This window comes from Luteibacter sp. (assembly GCF_036500425.1).
GTDB lineage: Bacteria > Pseudomonadota > Gammaproteobacteria > Xanthomonadales > Rhodanobacteraceae > Luteibacter.
On the sequence record NZ_DASYCB010000080.1, the window covers coordinates 45,002 to 60,790 of the forward strand.

Annotated in this window: 17 protein-coding genes; 8 read left to right on the top strand and 9 right to left on the bottom strand. The window is 64.1% G+C overall.

Going from position 1 to position 15,789, the window contains the following annotated elements:
* Positions 1 to 100 precede the first annotated feature (100 nt).
* On the top strand, positions 101 to 967 hold the full coding sequence (locus tag VGN46_RS19465; RefSeq protein ID WP_331646322.1) for a LysR substrate-binding domain-containing protein: 867 nt from the start codon (positions 101 to 103) through the stop codon (positions 965 to 967).
* Here VGN46_RS19465 and VGN46_RS19470 read toward each other — a convergent pair.
* The 7 genes from VGN46_RS19470 to rpsU all read right to left on the bottom strand — a co-directional run bounded on the left by VGN46_RS19470 (position 939) and on the right by rpsU (position 5,826).
* Positions 939 to 1,532, bottom strand: coding sequence for a type II toxin-antitoxin system VapC family toxin (locus VGN46_RS19470; RefSeq protein WP_331646324.1), 594 nt, complete (start codon positions 1,530 to 1,532; stop codon positions 939 to 941). The genes VGN46_RS19465 and VGN46_RS19470 overlap by 29 nt on opposite strands.
* The gene (locus tag VGN46_RS19475) at positions 1,523 to 1,939 is read right to left on the bottom strand and encodes a hypothetical protein (RefSeq protein ID WP_331646326.1); all 417 of its coding nucleotides are present in this window, start codon (positions 1,937 to 1,939) and stop codon (positions 1,523 to 1,525) included. Before VGN46_RS19475 ends, VGN46_RS19470 begins: the two co-directional genes overlap by 10 nt.
* A 190-nt stretch (positions 1,940 to 2,129) precedes the next feature.
* Complete coding sequence (locus VGN46_RS19480; RefSeq protein ID WP_331646328.1) at positions 2,130 to 2,801, bottom strand: DedA family protein; 672 nt, start codon at positions 2,799 to 2,801, stop codon at positions 2,130 to 2,132.
* A 91-nt stretch (positions 2,802 to 2,892) separates the two neighbouring features.
* Positions 2,893 to 4,632, bottom strand: coding sequence for a DNA primase (gene dnaG, locus VGN46_RS19485; protein WP_331646330.1), 1,740 nt, complete (start codon positions 4,630 to 4,632; stop codon positions 2,893 to 2,895).
* A 51-nt stretch (positions 4,633 to 4,683) separates the two neighbouring features.
* The gene (locus tag VGN46_RS19490; RefSeq protein ID WP_331646332.1) at positions 4,684 to 4,857 is read right to left on the bottom strand and encodes a DUF1328 domain-containing protein; all 174 of its coding nucleotides are present in this window, start codon (positions 4,855 to 4,857) and stop codon (positions 4,684 to 4,686) included.
* A gap of 172 nt (positions 4,858 to 5,029) precedes the next feature.
* On the bottom strand, positions 5,030 to 5,473 hold the full coding sequence (locus VGN46_RS19495) for a GatB/YqeY domain-containing protein (protein ID WP_331646334.1): 444 nt from the start codon (positions 5,471 to 5,473) through the stop codon (positions 5,030 to 5,032).
* Between the two features lie 137 nt (positions 5,474 to 5,610).
* Entirely contained in the window at positions 5,611 to 5,826 is a 216-nt protein-coding gene (gene rpsU / locus VGN46_RS19500; protein WP_029213735.1) for a 30S ribosomal protein S21, read from the bottom strand.
* A gap of 65 nt (positions 5,827 to 5,891) precedes the next feature.
* Here rpsU and tsaD point away from each other — a divergent pair, with 65 nt between their 5' ends.
* The 5 genes from tsaD (at position 5,892) to VGN46_RS19525 (ending at position 10,201) form a co-directional block, all read left to right on the top strand.
* Positions 5,892 to 6,935 (top strand): tRNA (adenosine(37)-N6)-threonylcarbamoyltransferase complex transferase subunit TsaD, encoded by a 1,044-nt coding sequence (gene tsaD / locus VGN46_RS19505; protein ID WP_331646336.1) that lies wholly within the window; start codon positions 5,892 to 5,894, stop codon positions 6,933 to 6,935.
* Between the two features lie 132 nt (positions 6,936 to 7,067).
* Positions 7,068 to 7,427, top strand: a complete 360-nt coding sequence (gene folB / locus VGN46_RS19510; RefSeq protein ID WP_247330013.1) for a dihydroneopterin aldolase — start codon at positions 7,068 to 7,070, stop codon at positions 7,425 to 7,427.
* Between the two features lie 23 nt (positions 7,428 to 7,450).
* Entirely contained in the window at positions 7,451 to 8,692 is a 1,242-nt protein-coding gene (locus tag VGN46_RS19515; protein WP_331646340.1) for a mechanosensitive ion channel family protein, read from the top strand.
* Positions 8,693 to 9,181 carry a 2-amino-4-hydroxy-6-hydroxymethyldihydropteridine diphosphokinase gene (folK, locus tag VGN46_RS19520; RefSeq protein WP_331646342.1) on the top strand — a complete coding sequence of 163 codons (489 nt, stop codon included), beginning with the start codon at positions 8,693 to 8,695 and terminating at the stop codon, positions 9,179 to 9,181. It abuts the gene before it with no gap.
* Between the two features lie 165 nt (positions 9,182 to 9,346).
* On the top strand, positions 9,347 to 10,201 hold the full coding sequence (locus VGN46_RS19525) for a DUF6159 family protein (protein WP_331646344.1): 855 nt from the start codon (positions 9,347 to 9,349) through the stop codon (positions 10,199 to 10,201).
* Positions 10,202 to 10,383: 182 nt separating this feature from the next.
* Here VGN46_RS19525 and VGN46_RS19530 read toward each other — a convergent pair whose 3' ends face one another.
* Positions 10,384 to 11,121, bottom strand: a complete 738-nt coding sequence (locus VGN46_RS19530) for a pteridine reductase (protein WP_331646346.1) — start codon at positions 11,119 to 11,121, stop codon at positions 10,384 to 10,386.
* A gap of 52 nt (positions 11,122 to 11,173) precedes the next feature.
* Positions 11,174 to 12,100 carry a hypothetical protein gene (locus VGN46_RS19535; protein WP_331646348.1) on the bottom strand — a complete coding sequence of 309 codons (927 nt, stop codon included), beginning with the start codon at positions 12,098 to 12,100 and terminating at the stop codon, positions 11,174 to 11,176.
* Positions 12,101 to 12,327: 227 nt separating this feature from the next.
* Between VGN46_RS19535 and VGN46_RS19540 the strand changes: the two genes are divergently transcribed.
* Together VGN46_RS19540 and VGN46_RS19545 are read left to right on the top strand one after the other, a co-directional pair.
* Positions 12,328 to 14,439: a TonB-dependent receptor gene (locus VGN46_RS19540; RefSeq protein WP_331646350.1), complete on the top strand. Its 2,112-nt coding sequence runs from the start codon at positions 12,328 to 12,330 to the stop codon at positions 14,437 to 14,439.
* A gap of 109 nt (positions 14,440 to 14,548) precedes the next feature.
* Positions 14,549 to 15,742, top strand: coding sequence for a class I SAM-dependent methyltransferase (locus VGN46_RS19545; protein ID WP_331646352.1), 1,194 nt, complete (start codon positions 14,549 to 14,551; stop codon positions 15,740 to 15,742).
* Positions 15,743 to 15,789 lie beyond the last annotated feature (47 nt).

Consider the following 15,789-nt stretch of genomic DNA (forward strand, 5'->3'; position numbering starts at 1 on the left):
GATCCGTTCGCTAGACCACCCGATTCTTGGCGTGGCCGGTCGAGACAGGCAAACTAGAAATTCTTCGGGCTTTCCCCAAATTTTTCTTGATGACCTCGCGATGAAGCGTTCGCTCCCCCTCAACGCCGTGCGTGTGTTCGAGCTTGCGGCGCAGCATTTGAGCTTCACCAGGGCCGGCGAAGAGTTGTCGCTCACGGCGGCTGCGGTCAGTGCTCAGGTCAAACTGTTGGAGTCGTATCTCGGGGTGCCGTTGTTTGTGCGAAGCAACAATAAGCTGACACTGACGGCGGCGGGCCAGAACTATTTCCCGCGCATACGGGATGCTTTTCGTGCGTTGCAGCATGCCACGGACCAGGTGATCGGTCAGCGAAACGCTTCGTTGCGGGTCGCGGTGCCTGCCACGTTTGGTACGAAGTGGCTCGTGCCGAGGCTTTTCCGGTTCTTCAGCCGGCACCCGGACATCGCCGTTGAGGTGGTCACCGATGGCGGCGATGCCGGCTGGGACCTGGCCATTGATGACCGGATCGGTGAGGGCATGGATCTGCTGGTGACCACGGGATACACGCCGGTTTGCGCGCCGCAGGTCGCCGAAGGTATCAGCGAGCCCGCCGACCTGTTCCAGCATCTGCTGCTCCACGAGCGGCCGGGGCGCCGCGCCGTGGCGATCGCCAGCTGGGACCAGTGGTTCGAACAGGTGGGCGTTGAGCCGGGCGCCATATCCCGTGAGATGGGCTTTGGTGATGGGACCATGATGTTGCAGGCCGCGATCGAGGGGCAGGGCGTGGCGTTGGCTCAGGATTTGTTGGTGGCTTATGACTTGGCCGCGGGACGACTCGATGCGCCGATAACTGTCGATGTTCCACTTCGGCACACCTACTACCTGGCAGTTGCTCGCGAGGCGGCATCGAGAGATGAAACGACCATCTTCCGCGACTGGCTCATCCTTGAGCTTGGCGGGACGCCCTGACCGTTGATGTGTCATGTCGGGAGCGTTGGCCACCTACCTCCCATTTGAGGCGGGCTTCAGCGACCCGAGGCCGCCATCGGATCGCCGCACTGTCCAGATCTTCAATTGAGCATGAGGGAATACCAACACGCATTGCGGTGGCCATGACTCCTCGGTCACCGGTCACGATAAGGTCGCACTCGTGAGTACGTGCAATGGCGACGATTTGACGATCGAGCTTGATTCTCTGCCACGGATCTTCGATGCCATCTTTCTTTCGGCCAAGGTAGAGCGCTGCCCGGTCGATCAGATGCATTTCAATCGCGGCTTCATAGTCGAATGAGCCAACCGTAACCCACGATTCGTCGCGAATTGTGTCCATCGAGATGACCTCGGAAAGCTCGGCCTTTACAAGGTACTCGGCAATGGCAGGCGCGGGGATGACGAGGTGCGACTGTGTTGCGCACAGGCGATCAATGAAGTGCTCGGCGCGCTCACGCGCCTCGGCGGGAGCGTCAGGACTCTTCCATGCTATGAGGAAGTTTGCGTCGACGAGCACGCGTTTTGGCGTGTCTTTCAAGCGCATCCTCTCCACTCCTTCCAGGTCGCCATAGGGTCGTCGAGCGAGTTCCATCCGTCAGCCGCGACTTGGGTGATGCGATCCAGAATCTCGGCGATATCGGTTGTCTTTAGCTTTACGAACGAGCGTGCGTAACAGACTCCGCGTTTCGGAAACCAGTACGATGTCCGGCGTTCCCATGGCCCATCGACGAGGACGCGAAGGCGTCCCATATTGAGATGCGGCCTGAGTTCCCGAATGAGATCTGCATTGTCGACACGCACGTCGATGAACCTGTTGCGGTAGTCGCGAAGACGAAGTCGCGCCCGGTTATCGTCACCGGTGAGGCCGACGACGACGCAGTCGACCTCCTTTGCGAGGCGGAGGTCGGGTATCTGGTGGGTATGAGGGTCGATGTCAGGATTGGCGACCATGGGTACCTCCAAATGCACGAAGGTCGTGCGACGAGAAGGATTGTCGCCTGCTATGAAATGGCTGGGGTGTACGTGGTCTGCCCGGCCTCATGCGGGGGAGTTCCGACTCGCGTGTAGGAGTTCGCCCTAGGGTCTGGCGTTGGCTCAAACGACAGTTCCGACCCTGTCGGGATCGGGCTGGTCGGACCGCTTAATGCTCGTCGTTGCGGAGATGCGAGCTGAGACTTTTCTGGCGATGCTCGCGGGCATCGCATTCGCGCTCGGCTTTCTTCCGGCGCCACCAGAGCACACCGACGACGATGACCGCGCCCGCGATGGCCAGCCACAGGCCGGCCTGGCCGCGGCGGATCCACATGGCCAGCCATTCGTGGTTATGCGCGCCCAGGTAGCCGAGATAGACCCAGAGCGGCACGCTGATCGCCGCCGCCATGCCATCGAGCAACAGGAAGCGGAGGAAGCCAACACGGTGGGTCGCGCCGGCGGTGATGAACACCGCGGTGCGCATGCCGGGCAGGAAGCGGGCCACGAACATGAGCCGGTTTCCGTACTTCTCGAACTTTTCCTGCACCTTGGCATAGCGCTCAGGCGTCAGCAGGCGGGCGACCAGGCGCCAGCGCATGATCCGGCCGCCAAAGTGGCGGCCGAGCAGGAACATGGTCGAGTCGCCCATCAGCACGCCAGCCATACCCACGCCAACCATGGTGTGGACGTCGCCATAACCCAGGCCAGTAATGATGCCGCCGGCCACGAGCGTGATGTCTTCGGGCAGGGGCAAACCCGCGCCGCACAGAATCAAGGCGAGGAAGACGGCCATGTAGCCGTTCCGCCCGAAGACGTCGACGAGGCTATTGAGCAATTCCATCAGGCTTTGGTGCGTCCGGTCAGGGCCGGGTCCTTCGAGGTACGAAGACCGGATGATCCCATGGATCGCATGACATCGCAGGTGCGCTGCATCATTCCGCGGCCGCCTTGCCCTGCGTGGCGTGGTCGGCGAGGAGAACGCGAAGCTCAGCCTTCTCCGTGTCATCCAGGCTGCCGATCCGCGCGCTGAGGGCCTCGCGGCGCTGGGTCACGGCCTGGCGTTGCATGCCCGACAGGGCGCCAAGGAACTCGGCGCGTTGCATATCTGCCTCGCCGATGATCTCGGCCTGCACCAGCTTTTGCAGCGACGCGTACTCAGGGCGATCCAGAAAGTACTCAATCAGCACCGCGGGACGGATATCCGGCCGGGAGCGGATCACATCGAGCAGTTCGGCCAGCAGGTGCACGCCCGGGCGATCCAGGCGCAGGAACGGGTAGGGTGGCTCTACTTCCAGGGCCAGCGCGGGCTGGGCCAGCAAAAGGGTGATCGCCGTACGCACCAGGCTGCGCTGGGTGCCGCCTTGCTGGGACGTACGGAGCGGCCGGTTGGGTGCCGCCTCAGGCTCGAAGGTCGCCCCCGCACCGGTCCGGCGCTTCAGTTCGTCGGCCATCAGGTCGCGGAAGGCGCCATCGGGCAATTTGGCGATCAGCGGGCGCGCACGCTCGGCCAGGCGGGCGCGGCCGTCCAGTCGGGTGACATCCACATCACGGGCCATTTCCTCGAAGAAGTATTCCGAGAGCGGCATCGATTCCTTCATCCGTTTCTCGAAGCCCTCCTTGCCCTCTTTGCGTACCAGGGTGTCCGGATCCTCGCCATCGGGCAGGAACAGGAAGTGCGCCTGGCGGCCGTCGCGCATGCGCGGCAGGATCGACTCCACGGCGCGCCAGGCGGCCTGTCGGCCGGCGCGGTCGCCATCGAAGCAAAAGTAGACGTCGGGTGCGGCGCGGAACAGCACCTCCGCGTGGTCGGGCGTCGTCGCCGTGCCCAGCGTCGCCACCGCGATGGGCAGCCCGGCCTGATGCAGGGCGATGACGTCCATATAGCCCTCGACCACCATGATCCGGGTGACGGTCTGGTTGGCCTGCTTCACCTGCCACAGGGCGAACAGCTCGCGGCCCTTGTGGAACAGTGGCGTCTCCGGCGAATTGAGGTACTTCGGGCCCTGGTCGGACGAGAGCACCCGGCCGCCGAAAGCGATCACGCGACCGCGGCGGTCGAGGATCGGAAACATGACCCGCTCGCGGAAGCGGTCGTAACGATTGCCACGCTCGTTGCTGGCGACCATGCCGGCATCGTTCAGCAGCTTGCGCCGGTTGTCGGTGGTGCCGAGTGCCTTCAACACGCCATCGAAGCCGGCCGGCGCCCAGCCGATGCGGAAGCGCTTGAGAATTTCCTCATCCAAGCCGCGCCTGTCGACGTAGGCCTTCGCCTCGTCGCTGCTGCCCAGCTCACGCTGGTAAAAGCTCGCCGCCTCGTCCAGCAAGGTATAGAGATCGCTGCGGTCTTCACGGGGCTTGTCGTCGCGGCCGCCCTCGTAGGGCACCTTCATGCCGACCGACTGCGCCAGTTCCTCGATCGCGTCGGGGAATTCCAGCCGGTCGTAGTCCATCAGGAACTTGATGGCGCTGCCGTGCGCGCCACAGCCAAAGCAGTGGAAGAACTGCTTGGCCGGGCTGACATAGAAGGAGGGCGAGCGCTCGTTATGGAACGGGCAGCAGGCCGTCCACTCCTTACCGGCCTTCTTCATGGGCACGCGCCGCTCGATCACGTCGACGATGTCGACGCGAGTCAGGAGCTCGTCGATGAAGTTGTCAGGAATTCGGCCGCGCATCAGTCGCCTAGGATGCCACGCAACCGCTTCCGGAAGGAGTCTTGCGCGTGGTCAGAAAGCCAGTTTGAACACGCCGATGACGGCCAGGATGGCGATCACGAACAGGATCAGGAAGATGGCGAAGCAGATCTTGGCGAGAGTGCCGGCAATCCCGGAGACCTTGCTGAAGCCGAGGCCGCCGGTGATCAGGGCGATGATGCCAAAGATGATCGCGTACTTAAGCATGGGGATTCCCTCCAAAAGAGCCGGAGGACGCTCCCCCTGCCGCGGCGGGAAGGATGAGGCGGGCCATGTGGGCCGTTTGTGAATCCCTGACACGGTAGGAGCGCGCTTGCGCGCGATGGGGCTTGCGGCCAGGTTCATCGCGCGCAAGCGCGCTCCTACAGGGAGCAGGGCTTTAGGTCAGCTTGGCTTTGACCTTGCCTGCCACGGCGCCCATATCGGCGCGGCCGGCGGCCTTTTCCTTGACCAGGGCGACGACCTTGCCCATGTCGCGGGCCGAGGTGGCGCCGGTTTCGGCCACGGCGGCGTCGATCAGGGCGTCCAGCTCACTGTCATTGAGCTTGGTCGGGAGGTAGGCGTCGATCACACCCATCTCGTAGCGCTCGATCTTGGCCAGGTCTTCGCGGCCGGCCTTTTCGAACTGGTCGAGCGAGTCGCGGCGCTGCTTCTGCATCTTCTCGAGGACCGCCAGGACCTGGGTGTCGTCGAGCTCGATGCGCTCATCGACCTCACGCTGCTTGATCTGGGCCTGGACCAGGCGGATCACGGCCAGCCGGTCCTTCTCGCCGCCCTTCATGGCAGCCTTCATGTCGTCAGTGATCTTTGCCTTAAGGCTCATCGCATTTCTCCAGAACGACGAAAAGCCGGCTCCACCTTTCGGCGGAGCCGGCTTGGGATTTCCGCCTGATTGCGGCGGCAGCGGGCGAACGCGCCAGCCGCGGGTCCAACACCGGCCCTACACAGGCCGGGTGGCAATCAGTACATGCGGGTCCGGCGGGTCGTGTCGCGAGACAGACGGCGCAGGTGGCGCTTCACGGCAGCAGCGCGCTTACGCTTACGCTCCTGGGTCGGCTTTTCGTAAAATTCGCGTTTGCGCGTTTCGGCCAGCACGCCAGCCTTTTCGCACGTACGCTTGAAGCGGCGGAGGGCAAGCTCAAACGGCTCATTCTCGCGGACTTTAACGCTCGGCATGGAAACTCCACTTGTTTAAACTGACCCGTCTACCCGGGTGAGCCGTGGATTATAACGTGATCGAAATGCAAATTTCAAAGCCTGTGTTAGGTGTCGAGACCTCCTGCGATGAAACCGGCGTGGCCCTGCTGCGCTGGGACCCGGAGAACCCGGGCCGCGGGCTGCTCTCCCATGCCCTTTTCAGCCAGATCGCCCTGCACGCCGAATACGGCGGCGTGGTGCCTGAACTGGCCAGCCGCGACCACGTCCGCAAGCTACTGCCCCTTGTGCGCCAAGCCCTGAAGGATGCCGGCCTCACCCCGGCCGACCTCGGCGGCGTGGCCTACACGGCCGGCCCTGGCCTGGTCGGGGCCCTGTTGGTGGGGGCCTCGGCGGCCCGCGCCATGGCCTGGGCCCTCGGCGTGCCGGCGATCGGAGTCCACCATATGGAAGGTCACCTGCTGGCGCCGCTGTTAGAGGACGACCCGCCGGAGCCGCCGTTCGTGGCCCTGTTGGTCTCGGGCGGCCACTCCATGCTGGTCGAGGTGAAGGCCATCGGCGAATACCGGATCCTGGGCGATACCCTGGATGACGCCGCGGGCGAGGCCTTCGACAAGACCGCCAAGATGATGGGCCTGCCGTATCCCGGCGGCCCGGCGCTGGCAAAGCTGGCCGAGCAGGGCGAGCCGGGCAAATTCCGTTTCTCGCGCCCGATGGTCGACAGACCCGGGCTGGATTTCAGCTTTTCCGGCCTGAAGACCCAGGTGCTGCTGGCCTGGCAGGCCTCCGATAAGTCGGACCAGACACGGGCCGATATCGCCCGCGGGTTCGAGGAGGCCATTGTCGACACCCTGGCGATCAAGTGTCGCCGCGCGCTGCAGGCCACCGGGGCGAAACGTCTCGTGATTGCCGGTGGCGTGGGCGCCAACAAGCGCCTGCGTACCCAACTGGCCGAGTCCGGTGCCGCCGATGGTTTCCGCGTCTACTTCCCCCGCCTGCAGTTCTGCACCGACAACGGCGCGATGATCGCCCTCGCCGGCGCCATCCGCCTCGCCGCTGGCCAGCACCAGGACGAAACCATCGCGGTGCACCCGCGCTGGAGCCTCGAGACGCTGCCACCTGCGGCTTAGTGCATTTTGTGTAGGAGCGCGCTTGCGCGCGATTCACGTGTTCGCGAGCACCCATCGCGTGCAAGCACGCTCCTACAACAGGTATGCGGGCATCGGGTACCCTTTAGGGCCCTTCTTCACTTTTCGGGCCCCATGGACATCGTCTTCATCGAGGACCTGCGCATCGACGCGGTCATCGGCATCTACGACTGGGAACGCCGGATCCGGCAGACCTTGTCGTTCGACCTGGAGATGGCGTTCGATAACCGCCGCCCGGCGGCGACCGACGACATCAACGACACCCTGAATTACAAGTCGATCTCGAAGCGCCTGCAGGCTTATGTGGAATCCTCCAGCTTCGGCCTGGTCGAGACCCTGGCCGAGCGCTGCGCCGAAATCGTGCGTGAGGAATTCGGTGTGTCGTGGGTGCGCCTTAAACTCTCCAAGCCAGGTGCCGTCCGCGGCGCCCGTGCCGTGGGTGTGCGCATTGAGCGCGGCACCCGGCCGGAATGATCTGCCTGGAGCGGTAAGCCTGCATGGATGAGATGTTCAACATCATTGAGATGAAGCGTGTCGGTGCGATCGCCGGGCTCTTCGTCGTGGCCTGGCTGATCGGCCTGCTTGGTCGCGTGTTCCTGCATCGTGTGGTGCGCGTCGCCACCCGGCACACCGCGTGGCGCTGGGATGATGCGCTGTACGAGTTCGGCGCCTTCCGCTGGCTGGCGCGCATGCTGCCGGCCATCGTCGTGTACTACGGCATCGCGTTATTCCTGGACGTAAAGGACGACGAAGGCTGGGCCGGCTTCATTCGCGACGTCGCCGTGTGCTGGATGATCGTGTGCGTCATCGCGGCGATCGGCCGCGCACTGATCGCTTTCGAGTCCTTGTATAGCGCGACGCCTGCGGGCAAGCGTTCGATCAAAGGTGTGGTGCAGCTGTTGCAACTGGTGTTGTGGATCGTAGCCGTGGTGGTCGTCATCACCCGTCTCACCCACCAGAACGTCGCGCTGCTGCTCTCGGGCATCGGCGCCATGTCCGCCGTGCTGCTGCTGGTGTTCAAGGACACGATTCTCGGCTTCGTCGCCGGTATCCAGCTGAGCACCAACGACATGCTGCGCGTCGGCGACTGGATTACGATGACCTCGGCAGGCGTGGATGGCGATGTCATCGATATCACCCTGCACACGGTGAAGGTGCGCAACTTCGATCGCACCATCGTCACCGTGCCGACCTGGCGGCTGATCTCCGAATCGTTCCAGAACTGGCGTGGCATGTCCGATTCGGGCGGCCGCCGGATCAAGCGGGAGCTCTTCGTCGATGCGGCGGGTGTGCGTTTCCTTGAAGAAGGCGAGCTCGAACGCTTCGCGAAGATCCACCTCCTCGCGGCTTACCTGAAGCAGAAGCGCGAAGATATCCGGCGTTGGAACGATGCACTGGGTGAACCTGGCAAGCTGCCTGCTAACCGTCGTCGCCAGACCAATATCGGTGCCTTTCGTGCTTACGCCGATGCCTATATCAAGGCGCACCCGGACGTGCACGACAAGATGACCCGTATGGTGCGCATGCGCGACCCCGGCTCGCAAGGTATACCACTCGAGGTGTACTGCTTCACGAACACCGTTGTCTGGCTGGAGTACGAACGAATCCAGGCCGACATTTTCGACCATCTCATCGCTATCCTGCCGGAGTTCGGGCTGCGTCCGTTCCAGCAGCCGTCGGGCGGGGATGTGCGCGAAGCGATTGGCGCGTTGCGCGATATTCCCGCGCTGGAGGATTGAATGGGTCGCGCTTACCTGAGCCTGGGTTCGAATATCGACGCGCCGCGCTGGCTCGCCGCGTGCGTGGCCGAGTTACGGGCGCGCTTCGGCCCGCTCGATGTCTCGCCGGTCTACCGTAGCGCCGCCGTCGGCTTCGATGGCCCCGATTTCTTCAACCTGGCCGTAGCGGTCGACAGCGACCTCGGGCCGGAGGCACTGAACGACTGGCTGCACGCCCTGGAAGATCGCCATGGGCGCGTGCGCGGGGGTGATCGCTATGCGAGTCGTACGCTCGATGTGGATATCGTGCTGTACGACGACCTGGTCATGAGCGGGGCAGGGAACCTCAAGCTCCCCCGCGGCGAACTCCGCCACGCCTTTGTCCTCAAACCCCTGGCCGATATCGCCCCTGATCTACGCCACCCGGTCACCGGCCAGACCATGGCCGACCTCTGGGCCGCCTTCCCCGCCGAGAAAGAACCCCTGGCCCTAGAACCCATGCCCTTGTAGGAGCGCGCTTGGGCGCGATGGGTGCTCGCGGCAGGTTCCATCGCGCGCAAGCGCGCTCCTACAGGAGTGGTCCGTTACCTCGAACGGAACGGTTTAAGGTGGCGCCCGCCCCGGGCGGAGTGCTAAAACACCGCCACAATCGCAAACCAAGGGGTTACAGGGGACATGGGCAAGTTCGCACGCAGTTGGGCGCTGATGAAATCCAGCGCCAACATCCTCCGCCAGGACAAGGAGCTGATGCTGTTCCCGCTGCTCGCGGGTCTCGCATCGCTCGTGGTCATCGCCTCATTCGCGTGGCCGGTCATTTCCCTGTACCAGGGCCACCGCACGGGTCTCGAAGAGGGCAGCCGCCACGTATCGCCGGTGTTCCTCGCCGTATCGTTCCTCTTCTACTTCGTGCAGTACGGCGTGGTGATCTTCTTCAACACCGCATTGGCTTCGGCGGCCTTCATCCGCCTCGATGGCGGCAACCCGACGCTCAACGATGGCCTGCGTTCGGCATGGAGCAAGCTCCCGTCCATCATCGGCTATGCGCTCATCTCGGCCACGGTGGGCATGATCCTGCGTGCCATCCAGGAGCGTGCCGGCTTCGTCGGTCGGATCGTCGCTGGCCTGCTGGGCGTGGGCTGGAGCGTCGCCACCTTCCTCGTCGTGCCCGTACTCGCGGCACAGAACGTCGGGCCGGTGGAAGCGCTGAAGGACAGCGCCTCGCTGGTGAAGCGCACCTGGGGTGAGAACATCATCGGCAACGCCGGTATTGGCCTTGCCGGCGGCATCCTCACCTTCTGCGTCATGTTGGTCAGCATCCTGCTGTTCGTCGGCGCGGCCGCTACGGGTTCCATCGCGTTGATGGTTGCCGTTGGCGTCGTCGCGGTCATTGCCGTCGTCGCGTTGAGCCTGTTCCAGAACGCCATGCATGGCGTCTACGCCGCCGCGCTCTACCGCTACGCCGAACACGGCGATCCGGGCGACGGCTTCGATCGCGCGTTGCTCGAAACCGCGTTCCGCCAGAAGAAGTAATGAAAAGGCCCGGCAGCGATGCCGGGCCTTTTTACGTTGTGGGATCGTCGTAGCGTGTATCGCGTGCAAGCACGCTCCTACAACAGCCGGGAAGCGCCAGCCTGCGAAGCCACCCTGTAGGAGCGTGCTTGCACGCGATCTGCGCCGAGGGCGCGGTCAGGTCGCCTCGCCGTGGACGCCGCTCAGATAGTCAACGCCCGCCCGCCATCCACACGAATCACCTGCCCCGTCGTGTAGTGCGCATCCAGCATCAACCACCGCACGGCTTCCGCGACATCATCAGGCTCGCCTTTGCGCGCAAGCGGCGTTTTCGCGATCAGGGCCTCGGCAGCTTCCTCAGGCTTCCCTGATTCCGGCCAGAGAATCGCTCCAGGCGCTACCGCATTCACTCGTACCTCTGGCGCAAGCTCTTTGGCCAGCGATTGGGTAAGCATCGCGAGCGCCGCCTTCGCCATCACGTAAACAGTGTGCCCCGCGAGCGGCCGCTCAGCGTAGATATCCACAATGTTGACGATGGCGCCTTTGCCTTCGCGCAAGGCAGGCGCGGCAGCCTGTGAGAGAAAGAACGGCGCGCGCGCATTGGCCGCGAACAGATCATCCCACTGCGCCTGCGTGGTCTGCCCAATCGGCGTGGGATAGAACGCCGAGGCGTTATTCACTAATCCATTCAAACGACCGAAGACGGTGAGCACATCACCAATGAGGTGATCGGGCGTTTCCGGGTTATCCAGTGCGCCCGAGAACAGCGCAACGCTTTCAGCGCGTATCGCATTCAGTTCACCAGCCAATGCCTCGGCTTCGTCGGCAGAACTCCGGTAGTGCAACGCGATGCTGCACCCCGCCGCATGCAAACGTCGGCAGATGACGGCACCGACGCGGCGCGCGCCGCCCGTGACGAGGACGACCGGTGACTGGTTCATGGCTGGCTCCCTTGGCAGTGCGCGGGCAGCTTGCCGGAAAGCGAGGCGCGCGTCACGTCGCGGAGGGGGATTTGTGGGTGGCTTTTCTGGCGGCGGGGCGGCGGGCGGTGGCTTTCTTCGTGGCCTTTTTTGCGGCGACCTTGGAGGCGGCTGCTTTTCGTGGGGCGGTTTTCTTCGCCGTTGCTTGCTTACGGGGAGGTGACTTCTTCCCCGCTTTGTTGGCCGCCGCCCTGGGCGGCGGATCGCGCGCAAGGCGCGCCCCTACAAGAGGCGTCGCGGGCTTGTCGGCCGTGGTGGTTGCATCGACCGACTTTGATTTTCTCGTGGGCTTTTCGGGGGTGTCATCGTCGTCGTCGATGTGGACTTCGCCGCTGAACAGGTCGATGGCGGTCTTCGCGACCTGGCCGGTGTCGTAGTAAGCGTAGGCGCCGACGCCGAGCGCGCCGACCACGGGCAGCCAGCGGGAGATGCCCTTGCCCACGGCGCGCTTGGTGACGCTGACGCCGATGCGACCGGCGAGACGCTGGAGGACGCTGGTGGCCGTGGTGCGGAAGACCAGGCGATCGCCGACGCGGATGGCGATGTCACGGAAGGCCTGAGCAGCGGTGTGCCGGAACAGGCACCAGAGCATCTGCTCGCGACCGAGCTTCGGCGTCTTCCCGTAGGCGGCGGCGATGTCGCTGACCAGCTGGCCCTGGATACGCCAGATGGCGACCAGTTCCGGAAGCACGGTGAGCCAGCCCAGCGGCCCGGGGGGCAGGGCGAGCGACCCGGCGGTGAGGGCGGCCTTGTTCGCGGCTGCGCTGGCCAGCCTGCGGCATTCCTCGTCGGCACCGCCCTTGCTGGCTTTGGGCACTTCGCTATCGGGGATACGGCTGACGAACTCGAGGATGGCCTTGGCCACCGGGCTCTCACCCCGGTCGATCCCCGAGCTCGGCACGATCTCTTTCGAGGTAGAGGCGGGGTCGCGTTTCGCCATGGTCGTCTCCGATGGAAGGTGGGAGAAGGGTGAAGGGTGGATCGTGAAGGCACCGCAAGCGCCTCCCCCGTGTGTAGGAGCGCGCTTGCGCGCGATAACGCTGGCCGCGATTCCCCATCGCGCGTAAGCGCGCTCCTACAAAGAGCCGTCCGCCCTGGCTGAAAGCCCGGTGAAAGGTACGGCCTTGAGACTAATGAAACATTATAACATTGCTGGCCACGTCCCCCATGAAGCCTGTTCGCCTAGCCCTTGCCATTGCCCTGGCCCTTTCGGCCACCCACGTTTTCGCAGACGACGCAGTTACTCCGCAAAAAGCTACGAACCTCGGCGAGGTGGATGTCACCGCCAGGCTCGATGAGGCGCGCAACAGCCTCTCGCCGGATACAGGCAGCAGCCAGTACGTGATGGACCGCCAGACGATCCAGGCGCTTCCGCTGGGTGACTCCACGCCGCTGAACCAGGTCATCCTGCAGGCGCCGGGCGTGGTCCAGGACAGCTACGGCCAGCTGCACGTGCGCGGCGACCACGCGAACCTGCAGTACCGCGTGAACGGTGTGGTGATTCCGGAGAGCATCGGTGGCTTCGGCCAGACGCTTGATGCGCGCATGATCGAGAACGTGAAGCTGCTCACCGGCGCGTTGCCGGCGCAGTACGGTGACCGCACCGCGGCGGTGGTGGATATCACCACGCGCAGCCAGAAGCAGGATGGCGTCGGCGGCAGCGTCGGCGTGACCGGTGGTCAGTTCGGTACGCTGAACCCGAACGCCACGCTGTTCGGCCGCGAAGGCAAATGGAGCTTCTTCCTGACGGCCAATTACCTTGAGAACGATGTTGGCATCGAGAACCCAACCTCGAGTCGCAAGGCGATCCATGACCACACCAACCAGGTGAAGACCTTCGGTGATGTGTCGTACCTGATCAACGACGACACGCGCCTGAGCTTCATGTTCGGCGCCACGAATAACCGCTTCGAGATCCCGAATAACCCGGGGCAGGACCCGCAGTTCGGTTACCTTGATGTCACCAACTTCGATTCCGCGCAGCTCAACGAGCGCCAGCAGGAAAAGACCCGTTTCGGCGTGTTGAGTCTGCAGGGCAAACTCGGTGATACCGCCTACCAGGTTTCGGCTGGCCAACGTTACAGCGGTCTCGACTTCACCCCGGACGACATCGGTGACCTGATGTTCAACGGCGTCGCTTCGGATGTGCGCCGGTCCAACCGCGCCGATACGCTGCAGGCCGATTTCTCCACCCCGCTGGGTGATAACCATACGTTGCGTTATGGCCTGTACGGCTCGTTCGAGCGCGCCAATGCGACGAACAATTCGCTGGTCTTCCCCACCGATGCCGATGGCAACCAGGCATCGACCACGCCGTTCAATATCCAGGATACGAGCCGGATCCTCGCCCGCACCTATGCGGCTTACCTGCAGGATGAGTGGAGCATCGGTTCGCAGTGGACGGTGAACTACGGCGTGCGTGCCGACAAGTTCAACGCGTTCAAGCCCGAGAGCCAGCTGAGCCCGCGCCTCGGCGTGGTCTACCAGCCGACCGACAGCACCACGATCCACGCGGGCTATTCGCGTTACTTCACCCCGCCGGCGACCGAGTCGATCACGCCGACCTCGATCGCGAAGTTCGTGGGGACCACGAACGAGCTGGCCGATAACGGCAATGACCTGCCGCTGGCCGAGCGTTCGAGCTACTACGATGTGGGCATCTCGCAGAAGTTCGGCGATGCCTGGACCGTGGGCCTCGATAGCTATCGCCGCAACGTGCAGCGCCTGCAGGATGAAGGGCAGTTCGGCGCGGCCGTGGTCTATTCCACGTTCAATTACGACCAGGGCAAGATCAAGGGCGACGAGCTGACCGTGAACTACGACGGTGGCGCGCTCACGGCGTACTTCAACTTCGCGTACAACCGTGCGGTCGGCAAGCGCGTGATCACCAGCCAGTACAACTTCGATCCGAATGACCTGGCGTACATCTACGACCATTTCATCCACCTTGATCACGACCAGAAGAACACGTCGTCGGGTGGCGTGAGCTACGCGTTCGACGAAGGCACGCGTGTCGGAGCGAACTACCTGTTCGGTTCGGGCCTGCGTAGTGACGGCATCGTCCCGAACGGCGACCACCTGCCGGCGTACTTCCAGCTCAACCTCAGCGTCTCGCAAGATCTTCACCTGACCCCGGTCGGTACGACCCATGCGCAGTTGGCCCTCATCAATGCGCTGGATCGTACCTACGAGATCCGCGACGGCTCGGGTATCGGCGTCGGCGCACCACAGTTCGGCCCGCGCCGAGGCGTCTTCCTGTCCCTCCAGCAGGATTTCTAACGACCCGCTGCTGTAGGAGCGCGCTTGCGCGCGATGGGAGCTTGCCGCAAGCTCCATCGCGCGCAAGCGCGCTCCTACGAGGGGTTTTGAGGGCTGGTATCCTAGGCCCATGAACGATCGCCTCCCCGAACCTGGCGCCGACGAGCGCGCCCACTCCGAACATCTCACCGGTCTCCTGCGTGAAGAGATCGCCGCGCAGGGCCCCATGCCCTTCTCGCGGTTCATGGAGCGCTGTCTGTATACGCCGGGTCTCGGCTACTACAGCGCCGGCAAAGCCAAGTTCGGTGCGGAAGGTGACTTCGTCACGGCACCCGAGCTCGGCACGCTGTTCGCGCGTTGCGTCGTGCGCGCCTTCGAACCCGTGCTCGCTTCACTCGGCCCCGACGCGGATTTCCTTGAGATCGGGGGTGGCAGCGGCGCGTTCGCCGAAGCCGCCCTGCGGGCCCTCGATATCGCCGGCAAGCTGCCGCGCCGCTACATGATCCTTGAGCCAAGCGCCGACCTGCGCGATCGCCAGCGCACGCGCCTGCACGCGAACCTGCCGCCCGAGCTGGCGACGCGTGCCGTGTGGCTGGACGCGCCGCTTGAAGATCCGTGGGATGGCGTGTTGTTCGCCAACGAAGTGATCGATGCGCTGCCAACCACGCGCTTCACCACGCGCGATGGCGAGGTATACGAGGAATACGTCGTGCTGGATGGCGAAGGCCGCTTCATGCGCACCGACCGCCCGGCCGATGTACTGGTGAATGGCGCCGTGCGTCACCTCGAGCGCGACCTGGGCCGGGAGTTCGAGGCGGGCTACCGCACCGAGGTACTCCCGCAGCTGCCGTACTGGATCCAGGCGGTGGCAGGCACGCTGCGCAAGGGTGCGATGATCTTCGCCGACTACGGCTACGTGCGTAGTGAGTTCTATAGGCCGGAGCGTACCGACGGTACGTTACGTGCGTTCTACCGCCACCGCGCGCATGGCGACGCATTCTTCCTTCCGGGATTGCAGGACCTCACCGCGTCGGTGGATTTCACCGCGTTGGCAGAAGCGGGGAATAGCGCGGGGTTCGGCGTGGCGGCATACATGCCGCAGGCGCAGTTCCTGATCGCCGCGGGCCTGCAGGAGTTCTTCGAGGAAGACTACCTCGCGCTCACCGACGAGGCCGTGCGTTACCGCCTCTCGCAGGAAGTGAAGAAGCTCACGCTGCCCGACCAGATGGGCGAGCGCTTCCAGGTGATGATGTTCGCGAAGGATATCGACGCGACAGCGCTGCCCGAAGGCGTGATGGCCGCAGATCAAGGCGCCCGCCTGTAGGAGCGCGCTTGCGCGCGATGGAGTATGCCGCAAGACCCATCGCGCGC

Excerpts from the sequence above, each read along its gene's own strand:
- VGN46_RS19465 (WP_331646322.1), top strand. The coding sequence starts at position 101 with ATGAAGCGTTCGCTCCCCCTCAACGCCGTGCGTGTGTTCGAGCTTGCG.
- VGN46_RS19470 (WP_331646324.1), bottom strand. The coding sequence starts at position 1,532 with ATGCGCTTGAAAGACACGCCAAAACGCGTGCTCGTCGACGCAAACTTC.
- VGN46_RS19475 (WP_331646326.1), bottom strand. The coding sequence starts at position 1,939 with ATGGTCGCCAATCCTGACATCGACCCTCATACCCACCAGATACCCGAC.
- VGN46_RS19480 (WP_331646328.1), bottom strand. The coding sequence starts at position 2,801 with ATGGAATTGCTCAATAGCCTCGTCGACGTCTTCGGGCGGAACGGCTAC.
- dnaG (WP_331646330.1), bottom strand. The coding sequence starts at position 4,632 with ATGCGCGGCCGAATTCCTGACAACTTCATCGACGAGCTCCTGACTCGC.
- VGN46_RS19490 (WP_331646332.1), bottom strand. The coding sequence starts at position 4,857 with ATGCTTAAGTACGCGATCATCTTTGGCATCATCGCCCTGATCACCGGC.
- VGN46_RS19495 (WP_331646334.1), bottom strand. The coding sequence starts at position 5,473 with ATGAGCCTTAAGGCAAAGATCACTGACGACATGAAGGCTGCCATGAAG.
- rpsU (WP_029213735.1), bottom strand. The coding sequence starts at position 5,826 with ATGCCGAGCGTTAAAGTCCGCGAGAATGAGCCGTTTGAGCTTGCCCTC.
- tsaD (WP_331646336.1), top strand. The coding sequence starts at position 5,892 with ATGCAAATTTCAAAGCCTGTGTTAGGTGTCGAGACCTCCTGCGATGAA.
- folB (WP_247330013.1), top strand. The coding sequence starts at position 7,068 with ATGGACATCGTCTTCATCGAGGACCTGCGCATCGACGCGGTCATCGGC.
- VGN46_RS19515 (WP_331646340.1), top strand. The coding sequence starts at position 7,451 with ATGGATGAGATGTTCAACATCATTGAGATGAAGCGTGTCGGTGCGATC.
- folK (WP_331646342.1), top strand. The coding sequence starts at position 8,693 with ATGGGTCGCGCTTACCTGAGCCTGGGTTCGAATATCGACGCGCCGCGC.
- VGN46_RS19525 (WP_331646344.1), top strand. The coding sequence starts at position 9,347 with ATGGGCAAGTTCGCACGCAGTTGGGCGCTGATGAAATCCAGCGCCAAC.
- VGN46_RS19530 (WP_331646346.1), bottom strand. The coding sequence starts at position 11,121 with ATGAACCAGTCACCGGTCGTCCTCGTCACGGGCGGCGCGCGCCGCGTC.
- VGN46_RS19535 (WP_331646348.1), bottom strand. The coding sequence starts at position 12,100 with ATGGCGAAACGCGACCCCGCCTCTACCTCGAAAGAGATCGTGCCGAGC.
- VGN46_RS19540 (WP_331646350.1), top strand. The coding sequence starts at position 12,328 with ATGAAGCCTGTTCGCCTAGCCCTTGCCATTGCCCTGGCCCTTTCGGCC.
- VGN46_RS19545 (WP_331646352.1), top strand. The coding sequence starts at position 14,549 with ATGAACGATCGCCTCCCCGAACCTGGCGCCGACGAGCGCGCCCACTCC.